Here is an 11,235-nt window from a genome sequence, read left to right on the forward strand (position 1 = left end):
ACGCTCGCCGGGACTCGAATAGAAGCTTCTATGGCTAGAAGGGCGCGTTCTGGGTGCGACTCATGCGGCATTGCACTATGGCGTAACCAAAGCTTAAGACCGCGGATGGCCTATTTTGTGCGTCGCAGCGGAACCGTCGCGGCGGAGGAGCATTGACCGTGGTTGAGATCGCGACAGCCGTGTCGGCTCGATCGTCTGCCAGACCGGGGCATCCCGCCCGGCCAGGATCAATGCCGATGCTCGATGCGCGCCGTGGTGGGTCCCTGGCGGATTGGTCGTCCGACGCGGGCGACGCGTCGCGGTCCCTCACGCAAGCCGCCCGACCGGCTTCGCTGCGCCGCCGCATCCTCTACGCCACCCCCGAGATGGCCGATTTCGTGAAGACCGGCGGTCTCGGCGAGGTCTCGGCCGCCCTGCCCCGGGCCCTGGTGCCGCATTACGACATCCGCGTGCTGATCCCCGGTTATCGCGAAGTCCGGGCGGCGTTCCCGGAGATCCCGGTGGTGGCGCGGCTCGACGGTTTCGCGGGCGTGCCACCCTGCGACCTCGGCCTCGTCGAGGCGGCCGACGGCCTGCGCATCTACGTCCTGCTCAGCCCCGACCTCTACGAGCGCGACGGCACGCCGTACGGCGACCAGAACGGGGATTTCGGCGACAACGACCTGCGCTTCGCCCGGCTCAGCCTCGCGGCGGCGGAACTCGCATCCGGCGCCGACCCCGACTGGGCGGCCGACCTTCTCCATCTCAACGACTGGCAGGCAGCCCTCGCTCCGGCCTACCTCGCGTGGCGCGGCCGGCGGGTGCCGAGCGTGCTGACGATCCACAACCTCGCCTATCAGGGCCTGTTTCCCCGGGACAGCCTCGGGCGCCTCGGCGTGCCGGACTCGGCCTTCCAGGTGGACGGCGCCGAGTTCTACGGGCAACTCTCCTTCCTGAAGGCCGGGATCTTCTACGCCTCGCAGGTCACGACGGTGAGCGAGACCTACGCCCGGGAGATCCAGACTCCCGAGATGGGCTGCGGCCTCGACGGGCTGCTGCGCACCCGCGCCGGCCAGGGCCGGCTCGCCGGCATCCTCAACGGCATCGACGAGACCTGGGACCCCAGCACCGATCCGCACCTCGCCACACGCTTCGAGGTCGACGACTGGAAGGGCAAGCGCGCCAACGCCGAGGCGGTGCGCCGGCAATTCGGCCTGGCGGTCTCCCGTGGGCCGCTCTTCGCGATCGTGTCGCGCCTCGTGCACCAGAAGGGCATCGACCTGAGCCTGCAGGCGGCCGAGACCATCGTGGCCGGCGGCGGCCAGCTCGTGGTGATCGGTCAGGGCGAAGGCCGGTTCGAGCAGGCGCTCTGCGGCCTCGCCAAGCGCCATCCCGACGCGGTCGGCGTGCATGTCGGCTTCGAGGAGGCACAGGCCCGGCGGATGTTCGCGGGCAGCGACTTCCTGCTGATGCCCTCGCGCTTCGAGCCCTGCGGGCTGGCCCAGATGTACGCGCAGCGCTTCGGCTCCCTGCCGATCGTGCGGCGCACCGGGGGCTTGGCCGACACGGTCGAGGACGGGGTGACGGGCTTCACCTTCGCGGAACCGTCGGCGTCGTCCTTCGGCGGGGCGGTGCGGCGGGCGCTGGAGGCGTTCGGCCAGAAGAAGCGCCTCAACGCCATGCGGCGGCGCGCGATGGCGTCTCGCTTCGGCTGGGATCAGGCGGCCGACAATTACGCCGGGCTGTACGGGCGGGCGATCGGCAACAGCACGGCGTTGCGCTGGCGGGCGGCGTAGGGACTAGCGTGTCCCCTCTCCCCGCAGGCGGGGAGAGGGCTTCGGCGACCCTGTCGTCGCCGGAGCGAGGCGGCAGCCGAAGGTGAGGGGGCTCGTAAGGACGAAACTCTTCCGGAATCGCCCCCTCACCACCGCTCCGGCTTCGCCTCCGCTTCCCGCACGGACGACGAGGTCCGTGCGGGCCTCTCCCCGCAGGCGGGGAGAGGGGTTTCTCTCACCCTTCCAGCAGGAAGATCATCGTCGCCAGCGGCGGCAGGGTCAGCGATAGGCTCTGTTTCTGGCCGTTGCTCGCCTGATCGTCGGTGTGGCAACCACCCTGGTTGCCCAGGTTGGACCCACCGTAGATCCCGGCATCCGAGTTGAACGCCTCGCGATAGAAGCCCGCCTGCGGCACGCCGACCCGGTAGCCCTCCCGCGGCACCGGCGTGAAGTTCGACACCACGATCGCCACCTCGCCGGGCTTGGCGCCCTTGCGGGCCCAGGCGATCACGCTGTTGTCCTGATCGTCCGCCACCAGCCACTGGAAGCCTGTGTGTTCGACGTCGCGGCTGTAGAGGGCCGGGGTCGAGACGTAGAGCCGGTTGAGGTCCCGGACCACGTCCTTGACGCCCTTGTGCAGCGGGTCGTCGAGGTGGTGCCAGTCCAGGCTGATATCGTGGTTCCACTCCCGCTCCTGGCCGAACTCGCCGCCCATGAACAGCAGCTTCTTGCCGGGATGCCCCCACATGAAGCCGTAATAGGCCCGGAGATTGGCGAATTTCTGCCAGCGGTCGCCCGGCATCTTGCCGAGCAGCGAGCCCTTTCCGTGCACCACCTCGTCGTGGGACAGCGGCAGGATGAAATTCTCCGAGAAGGCGTAGAGCAGCCCGAAGGTCAGGTTGTGATGGTGGTAGCGGCGGTGGATCGGGTTCTCCTGCATGAAATGCAGGGTGTCGTGCATCCAGCCCATGTTCCACTTGAAGCCGAAGCCCAGGCCCCCGGTATAGGTCGGGTGCGAGACGCCGGGCCAGGAGGTCGATTCCTCCGCCACCGTGATCGTGCCCGGGGCGTGGCTGTAGGTCGCCTCGTTGGTCTTGCGCAGGAAGTCGATCGCGTCGAGGTTCTCGTTGCCGCCGTAGCGGTTCGGGATCCACTCGCCCTGGCGGCGCGAGTAGTCGAGGTAGAGCATCGAGGCGACGGCATCCACGCGCAGGCCGTCGAGATGGTAATGCTCCAGCCAGAACCGGGCGTTGGCGGCCAGGAACGTCGCGACCTCGGTGCGCCCGAAATTGTAGATGTAGGTGCCCCAATCCTGGTGGAAGCCCTGGCGCGGGTCGGCATGCTCGTAGAGATGCGTGCCGTCGAACAGGCCGAGCCCGTGGGCGTCGAGCGGGAAGTGGCCCGGCACCCAGTCGAGCAGGATGCCGATTCCGGCCTCGTGGGCGGCGTCCACGAAGGCGGCGAAATCATCGGGCGTGCCGAAGCGGCTGGTCGGCGCGAACAGCGAGACCGGCTGGTAGCCCCAGGAGCCGTCGAACGGGAATTCGGTGATCGGCAGCATCTCAATATGGGTGAAGCCCATATCCTTGACGTAGGGGATCAGCCGCTCGCCCAGCTCCTTGTAGGTCAGGTAGCGGTTGCCCTCTTCCGGCACCCGCGCCCAGGAGCCGAGATGGACCTCGTAGATCGAGATCGCCGTGTGGCGCGGGTCCCTGGCGCCGCGGGTGCTCATCCAGCTGGAATCGCGCCAGTCGAACTCCCCGACCCCGTAGGTGACCGATGCGGTCTCCGGCGGGTGCTGGGCCGCGAAGGCGACCGGATCGGCCTTGAGCGGGATCAGGGCGCCGTCGGGGCCGCGGATCTCGAACTTGTAGCGCACCCCGGCCGTGAGGCCCGGCACGAACAGCTCCCAGACGCCGCCATCCTGCCAGAGGCGCATCGGATGGCGCCGACCGTCCCAATCGTTGAAGTCGCCAACCACGCTGACCTTACGGGCATTGGGTGCCCAGACGGCGAAGCGGAATCCGTCGATCCCGTCGAGCTGACCCGACTGGGCGCCGAGGATCCGGTAGACGAGGTTGGTGCCGACCTCGCGGAGCGAGGCCACGTCGTATTGCTCGATCGACGAGCCGAAGCCGTAGGGATCGTAGCGGCGGCGCTTGGTGCCGTCCCAGGCCTCGACCTCGATCTCGTAGAGCGGCCGGCCCTCCCCCTCGATCCGGGCGACCCAGAACCCGTCCGGGTGGCGCTTCTCGAACGGCACGGTGCGGCCCTCCATCACCAGGGCGGCGGTCTTCGCCTCAGGCAGCACGGCACGCACTTCCCAGGCCCCGGAGCCGACCCGGTGGGGGCCGAGCACCGAGAAGGGGTCGCCGTGGCTCGCGCTCATCAGGGCGGCGATCGCGTCCGGATGGACGCTCGCCGCCGTGCCGGCGGAACCCGGGACATCCGCGCTCCGTGCCGGCCCAACCTCCGGGTCGGCCCGTCCTGCGAAGGTCTCGTCGATCGCCGTCATGCCGTTGCTCCGGGCTCGTTTCGATCCGTGTCCAGAATGGTGAGAACCCCACGGGCGGGGATTTCGATCCAGTCCGGCCGGTTGTTGGCCTCGTAATCGACTTCGTAGAGCGCCTTGGTCAGCAGGCAGAGGCGCAGCAGCCGGTCCCGTGTGTCCGGGTCGGTCACGGCCGCCCGTGAATCCACGATCGCGGCCTCGTAGCCGGCCAGGAACGCCGCCTCGATCATGCCGCGCCACGCCGTGGCGGCATTGCGGGCCCGATCCTCCGAATCGGCGAACCGGACGGTGAGCTCCCGGATCACCGTCTCGGCGCCGTACGCGAAGGAGCGCATCAGGCCGGCCACGTCCCGCAAGGGCATCGACTTGGCCCTGCGCTCGTCAGCCGGCCGCGAGGGCTCGCCCTCGAAGTCGACGATGATCAGGTCGTTCTCGGCGACGAGCACCTGACCCAGGTGATAATCGCCGTGGATGCGGGTCTTGTGGGCACCACGCGGCGGCTCGGCCGAGAGCCGCTCGATCAGCGCCTCGACCTCCCGGCGGCGGCCTGCCAGTTCCGTGCAGGCGGGCCGGCCGGCATCGAGGCCGCGCTCGGCCTGGCCCTTGAGCGCCCGGAAGGCGCGCTCGGCCTGGTGGCGGGCGTCGCGCGCCAGCACCGCGAGGTCGTCCTCCTCGAACGGCTCGGCCGCGAAGGCCGGGTCGTCGGTCTCGATCGCCAGGGCCGCGTGCAGCTCGGCGGTGCGCCGCCCGAGCAGGTCGGCCCAGGGCCCATGGGCCTGGAACGCCTCCTCGGGGGCGGCAGCCTCGCTCTCCGGGGTGAGCACCATGGTCTCGAAGTCCCGGCGCAGGCCCTCCAGCATCAGGGTCCAGGCGTCGCCCTGGTTCATGACGAATTTTTGGAGCACCGCCAGCGCCGTGCGGGTGCCGTCCTCGGCCACGTGCTCCAGGGTGCCGAGTAGGGCGGGTGTATTGGAAAAACCCGCCTGCTCGGTGAGGAAGCGGCCGACCTCGATCTCGGGGTGGATGCCAGGCTGCAGGCGGCGCAGCAGCTTGAGCATCATCTTCGAGCCGATGGCGATCGAGGTGTTGCTCTGCTCGGCCGAGAGCCGGCGGATATCGGCCACGTCCACCGTGACCTCCGGGTCGAAGGCCGAGGTGATGGCGAAGACCAGCCGCCCGCTCTCCGTGGGGATCTCGGTGCCCTGACGCATGTCGTCGATCAGGCAGGCCGCGAAGTCGTTGGAGCCGGCCGCGCCGTAGAGCAGGCCGGTGCGCGGCCCCCGGCGCACACGCGCCACCGCGTAGGGCAGGAGCGTCTCGTCCTCGCGGCCCTCGTCGACGCCGACCGGCACGAAGTATTCGTGGCTCTCGCCGTTGGCGAGCTGCACCTGCAGCCGCGGCAGAAGAAAGCGCGCGCTGCCATCGACATCCTTGAGGGCCGCGCAGTCGATGACCTTCGTAGCCTTGATCCGCGAGCCCTTGGCGCCGAACCAGCGCCGGCTCGACAGGAAGGGCGGCACCACGGTGCGCTCGAAGGCGACCCGCTCGCGGCCGCTCATCAGGGTCTCGATGCCGCCTGTGAGCACCAGGGTGAACAGCTCCGGCGGCTCCTGCTGCGGCCCGATCACCCCCGACTGGGCGGCGCTCAAGCTGAACCAGTAGAAGCCGTAGGACGGCAGGGTCAGGAGGTAAGGCAGGTCGCCGATCGGCGGGAACTCGGTGCCGCCGGTCAATTCGATCGGCACCGCGGTGCGCAGCTCCGACAGGTCGAGCTGCACGGCCTGGGGGGCCCGCGACAGGTTCGCCACGCACAGGACCCGCTCGTCCTCGTGCTCGCGGATCCAGGCGAGCACCTTGCGGTTCGACGGATACAGGAACTGGATCGTGCCCCGCCCGAGGGCGACGCTGTTGTTGCGGATCGCGATCATCCGCCGCGTCCAGTTCAGCAGGCTGGTCTGCGCCTGGGTCTGCGCCTCGACGTTGATCGCGTCGAACCCGTAGATCGGGTCCTGGATCGCCGGCAGGAACAGCCGCTGCGGGTTCGCCCGGGAGAAGCCGCCGTTGCGGTCGGGGCTCCACTGCATCGGCGTGCGCACGCCGTCGCGGTCGCCGAGGTAGATGTTGTCGCCCATGCCGATCTCGTCGCCGTAATACAGCACCGGCGTGCCGGGCATCGACAGGACGAGGGACTTCATCAATTCGATCTTGCGCCGGTCGTTCTCCAGGAGCGGCGCGAGGCGGCGGCGGATGCCGAGGTTGATCCGGGCCCGGCGCTCGGCGGCGTAGAACGACCAGAGGTAATCACGCTCTTCGGCCGTGACCATTTCGAGCGTCAGCTCGTCGTGGTTGCGCAGGAAGATCGCCCACTGGCAGCCCTCGGGGATCTCCGGGGTCTGGCGCATGATGTCGGTGATCGGGTGCCGGTCCTCCCGGGCGATCGCCATGTACATCCGCGGCATCAGCGGGAAGTGGAATGCCATGTGGCATTCGTCGCCGTCGCCGAAATACTGCGCGGTTTCCTCGGGCCACTGGTTGGCCTCGGCCAGGAGCATCCGGTCGGGGTAGCTGACATCCAGCGCCGCCCGGATCTTCTTGATCACATCATGGGTTTCGGCGAGGTTCTCGCAGTTCGTGCCGTCGCGCTCGATCAGGTAGGGGATCGCGTCCAGCCGCAGCCCATCGACGCCCATGTCGAGCCAGTAGCGCATGGTCGCGATGACCGCGTCCAGCACCTTCGGATTGTCGAAGTTCAGGTCCGGCTGGTGGCTGTAGAACCGGTGCCAGAAATACTGCTTGGCGACCGGGTCCCAGGTCCAGTTCGACGCCTCGGTGTCGAGGAAGATGATCCGGGTATCCTTGTACGGCTCGTCGGTATCCGACCAGACGTAGAAGTCGCGCTCCGGCGAGCCGGGGGGCGCCTCGCGGGCGGCCTGGAACCAGGGATGCTGGTCCGAGGTGTGGTTGATCACGAGCTCGGTGATCACCCGCAGGCCGCGCTCGTGCGCCGCCGCCACGAAGGCCTTGAAGTCCTCCATGTTCCCGTAGGACGGGTTGATGCCCTCGTAATCGGCGATGTCGTACCCGTCGTCGCGGAGCGGCGAGGGGTAGAACGGCATCAGCCAGATCGCCGTGACGCCGAGATCGCGCACGTAGTCGAGGCGCTGGGTCAGCCCCTCGAAATCGCCGATCCCGTCGTTGTTCGAGTCGAAGAACGACTTGACGTGGATTTGGTAGATGATGGCGTCACGGTACCATTGCGGGTCGCTGCGATCGATCATCGCGTCGCTGCCTCATCGGTCGGATCTGACGGGACCGGCGGGGGAACCAACCGGGGCGCGGGCGGTCTCTCACCGCGCGGATATCGTGGCCGGCGACGGGGAGGCCCCCCGCCGGCATCAACTGCCATGATCGAGTGCCACGGGTAGCCTCAACCCGCAACCCGCCGCGGCGCCCGGAGGCGCCAGATCACGCAGGATCGCTCGGTCGGGTCCAGCGCGATGCGGTGGGACTTGCCGCGCAACTCGAACGTGTAGCCCTGGAGCAGGTCCTCGACCTCCACGGCACCATCGTCCGGCAGATCCAACAGCCAGAGCGGCACCTCGTAGGTGCATTCCTGGCGGTTCCTCGGATCGAGGTTGACCATGGTGAAGACGCAATTGTCGCGCTCCGGCGTCGCCTTGGCGTAGGCGATGATCTGGTCGTTGAACGCGCCCGTGAAGACCACGTTGCGGAAATCCCAGAGGGCGGGGTTCTCGCGGCGGATGGTGTTCAACTTGACGATGTGCTCGCGGATGTTGCCGGGCCGGTCGTAGTCCCAGGCCTTCAGCTCGTACTTTTCCGAGTTCAGATACTCTTCCTTGCCGGGATACGGCGCCGCCTCGCACAGCTCGAAGCCGTTGTAGATGCCGTAGACCGACGACAGGGTCGCGGCGAGCGTGCCCCGGATCACGAAGCCGGCGCGCCCGCTGGTCTGGAGGAAGTGCGGGTTGATGTCGGGCGTATTGGCGAAGAAGTTCGGGCGATAGTACTCGCCCATCTCGCCGGCCAGCTCCAGGGCATAGTCGGTGAGTTCCTGCTTGGTGTTGCGCCACGTGAAGTAGGTGTAGCTCTGCTGGTAGCCAGCCTTGGCGAGCTTTTTCATCATCTTCGGCCGGGTGAACGCCTCGGCGAGGAAGAGCGCGTCCGGATACTGGCCGTTCACCTCGGCGATCACCCATTCCCAGAACGGAATCGGCTTGGTGTGCGGGTTGTCGACCCGGAAGATGCGCACGCCGCGCGCGCACCAGCCGAGCAGGATGTCGCGCAATTCGATCCAGAGCGAGGGCAGGGCGCCGCCGTAGAAGTGGACGTTCGAGATGTCCTCGTACTTCTTCGGGGGGTTCTCGGCGAATTTGAGCGTGCCGTCGGGGCGCCACTCGAACCATTCCGGATGGTTCTTGATCCAGGGATGGTCCGGCGAGCACTGGATCGCGAAATCGAGGGCGATCTCCATCCCGTAGGCATGGCTCGCCGCGACCAGCCGCTCGAAATCCGCGAGCGTGCCGAGGTCGGGATGCACGGCCTCGTGGCCGCCCTCCTCCGCGCCCACCGCGTAGACCGAGCCGACATCGCCGGGCAGGGCCTTCAGGGTGTTGTTCTTTCCCTTGCGGTTGGTTCGCCCCACGGGGTGGATCGGCGTGAAGTAGAGGACGTCGAAGCCGAGTTCGCGGATCTCCGGCAGGCGCCGGATCACGTCGTCGAAGGTGCCGTGGCGGTTCACGTCCATCGACTGGGAGCGCGGGAAGATCTCGTACCAGGCCGAGAACCGGGCCGCGAGGCGGTCGGCGATCACCGGCAGGGTCACGGGATAGCGGGTCAGGTTCACCCGCTCGGCGTTGCGGCGCACGAGGCTCGCCGCGTCGGGCTGGAGGATCCGGTCGAGCTGGGCGGCCGAGCCCGCCTCCTCGGCGGCGAGCGCGGCCACCAGGGCGGCGAGCCGGTCGGCATCGCGACCGCCCTGGGTCCGGGCCAGCGAGGCGGCGGTCCCGACCAGGGCCACGCCCTCGATCGTCTCCAGGCGGACATCGACGCCGGCGGCGCGCTTCTTCAGGGTGTCGCGCACCCAGGACGAGAAGGCGTCGCGCCACGCGATCAGGGTGAACTCGTAGCGGGCGTTCTGCTCCAGGGGGAATTGCCCGGCCCAGCGGTCGTTGTCGACGAAGACCATCGGGTCCTCGCGCCAGATCTCGCCGCCGGACGCCGCGGTGCCGACGATGCGCGACAGGATCGCGGCAGCGATGATCTCGTGGCCGTCGGAGAAGATGTCGGCCTCGACCCGCAGGGATTCGCCGACGATCCGCTTCACCGCCGAACGGCCGCCGTCGAGCTCAGGGCTGACCGCCTCGATCACCACCCGGCCCTCGCCATCCGGCGTGCCGCGCGTCGGCTGGCGGGCGACCGCCTGGGCGCTGGCCGCGAGGATACGCAGCTCGCCCGGCATCAGGTCGATGGCGCTGCCGGGGTGGAACGCGATCGGCTCGGCCTCCGGGGTCCGGTCGACGAAGGTCCCGAGCATCCCGCCCGTGCGGGCGATCAGCGCGCCGGCCTCCACCGGGACCGGCCTGTCGGTCGGGTTGTAGAGCACGATCAGCCCGTGCCGGGCCGAGGCCGGATGACCGGTGTCGAAGCGGGCGAGCGCCACCAGATCGCTGTCGGGGGCCGAGACCCGGATCTGCGCACCTTCGACATTGGCGGCCGGCAGCTCCGCCCGCAGGGCGTTGATCGCCCGGATCGAGGCGGAGATGTCGAGGCCGGTGTCGTTCTCCCGGTCGCGCGGGGTGGTGTCGACCACGTGCAGGGCCCGGCGATAGCCCCACTCGTAGCCGATCGGCATCAGCACGCCGGCCGAGAAGAAGGCGGCGAGCGCGTAGCGGGTGCGCAGGTGCTGCGCCACCGCTTCCGGGCCGCCGCCGACCTCGGCGGCGAGCCGCTTCATGTCGTGGTTCTCGGGGAACGCGATGGAGGGCGCCAGCACCCGCAGGCGCTCGTACTGCTCCAGCGCCCAGGGCTTCTTCAGGTCCCACCACGCGAAGGAATTGAACAGGTAGTCGAAGCCGGCGCCGGCCGTGGCCCTGGCCTCCTCGAAGGTGCAGCCGAGGGTCTCGGCAGCGAACAGGCAGGCGGGATCGCGCCCCTTGGCCTCCCCGATCAGGACGCGCCATGTCTCCGGCGGGACCTTGTAGGCCGCGTCGCAGCGAAAACCTGCGACGCCAAGGCCCTGGAGATGCGCCACGTAGGCGCCCCAGATCCGGGTCAGCTCATCCCGGGCCGCGGGGGTGTGGTAGTCGAGTTCGGCCAGATCGCCCCAGACGGTGCGGATCGACGGGTCGTCCGGATCCACCGCCGCCGGGTGCATGATCGAGCCGTCCGGCTCCTTCATGAACAGGTCGGGCCGCTCGGTCACGAGGCGCCCGTTGTCGGCGGTGTGGTTGATCACGAGGTCGGTCATCACCGACAGGCCCAGCGCCTCGGCCGCCGTGCAGAACCCGCGGATCTGCTCATCGTCCGGCGTGCCGTCGGGGTCGCGGAAGCGCTCGTCCAGCCGCTCGGGATCGGCCACCGCGTAGAGGCTGCGCGAGCCGCCGGTCTGGTGGAACGGGTTCAGGTAGATCCAGTCGAAGCCCAACGCCGCGATCCGCGGCAGCTCGGCGGTCCAATCCGACACGCGCCCGACCAGGAGCGGGAACAGATTGTAGATCCGCGGCCCCGCAGCGCGCGGCGCCAGCGACGCCGGCAGGACGGCTTCGGCCCCGGACGTCGCAGCGGCTTTGGTCGGTGCGTTCATGCTGGCTTCTGGCTCCCGTTCCTGTGTCGTAACGCCCGAACTACGCAGGCGTGCCGCGCGATCCGGTTCGACGTGTCTCAGCAGAGTTGCGTGACAGGGCTGCGGAGGGTCCTGCCAACCGTGCGTTTTCCCCTCCCCCCTCTGCG

Annotated in this window: 4 protein-coding genes; 1 reads left to right on the forward strand and 3 read right to left on the reverse strand. The window is 68.9% G+C overall.

Annotation, left to right across the window (positions count from 1 at the left end; all coding sequences use genetic code 11):
- Positions 1-236: 236 nt before the first annotated feature.
- Positions 237-1,775: a glycogen synthase GlgA gene (glgA, locus tag OXS49_RS30735; RefSeq protein WP_267428381.1), complete on the forward strand. Its 1,539-nt coding sequence runs from the start codon at positions 237-239 to the stop codon at positions 1,773-1,775.
- 214 nt (positions 1,776-1,989) lie between these two features.
- On the opposite strand, the gene glgB is transcribed toward glgA, so the two are convergent.
- From glgB to OXS49_RS30750, 3 genes are all read right to left on the reverse strand, one after another.
- Positions 1,990-4,269: a 1,4-alpha-glucan branching protein GlgB gene (glgB, locus tag OXS49_RS30740; RefSeq protein ID WP_267428382.1), complete on the reverse strand. Its 2,280-nt coding sequence runs from the start codon at positions 4,267-4,269 to the stop codon at positions 1,990-1,992.
- Positions 4,266-7,544: a maltose alpha-D-glucosyltransferase gene (gene treS, locus OXS49_RS30745; protein WP_267428383.1), complete on the reverse strand. Its 3,279-nt coding sequence runs from the start codon at positions 7,542-7,544 to the stop codon at positions 4,266-4,268. The genes glgB and treS overlap by 4 nt, the downstream gene beginning before the upstream one ends.
- A gap of 149 nt (positions 7,545-7,693) precedes the next feature.
- Positions 7,694-11,089, reverse strand: coding sequence for a maltotransferase domain-containing protein (locus OXS49_RS30750; protein WP_267428384.1), 3,396 nt, complete (start codon positions 11,087-11,089; stop codon positions 7,694-7,696).
- Between the last annotated feature and the right edge of the window lie 146 nt (positions 11,090-11,235).

It is taken from the genome of Methylobacterium sp. GC_Met_2 (assembly GCF_026540795.1).
Taxonomy (GTDB): Bacteria; Pseudomonadota; Alphaproteobacteria; order Rhizobiales; family Beijerinckiaceae; genus Methylobacterium.

What these genes read in the sequence shown, in the direction of transcription:
- glgA (WP_267428381.1), top strand. Translation starts at nt 237, where the DNA reads ATGCTCGATGCGCGCCGTGGTGGGTCCCTGGCGGATTGGTCGTCCGAC.
- glgB (WP_267428382.1), bottom strand. Translation starts at nt 4,269, where the DNA reads ATGACGGCGATCGACGAGACCTTCGCAGGACGGGCCGACCCGGAGGTT.
- treS (WP_267428383.1), bottom strand. Translation starts at nt 7,544, where the DNA reads ATGATCGATCGCAGCGACCCGCAATGGTACCGTGACGCCATCATCTAC.
- OXS49_RS30750 (WP_267428384.1), bottom strand. Translation starts at nt 11,089, where the DNA reads ATGAACGCACCGACCAAAGCCGCTGCGACGTCCGGGGCCGAAGCCGTC.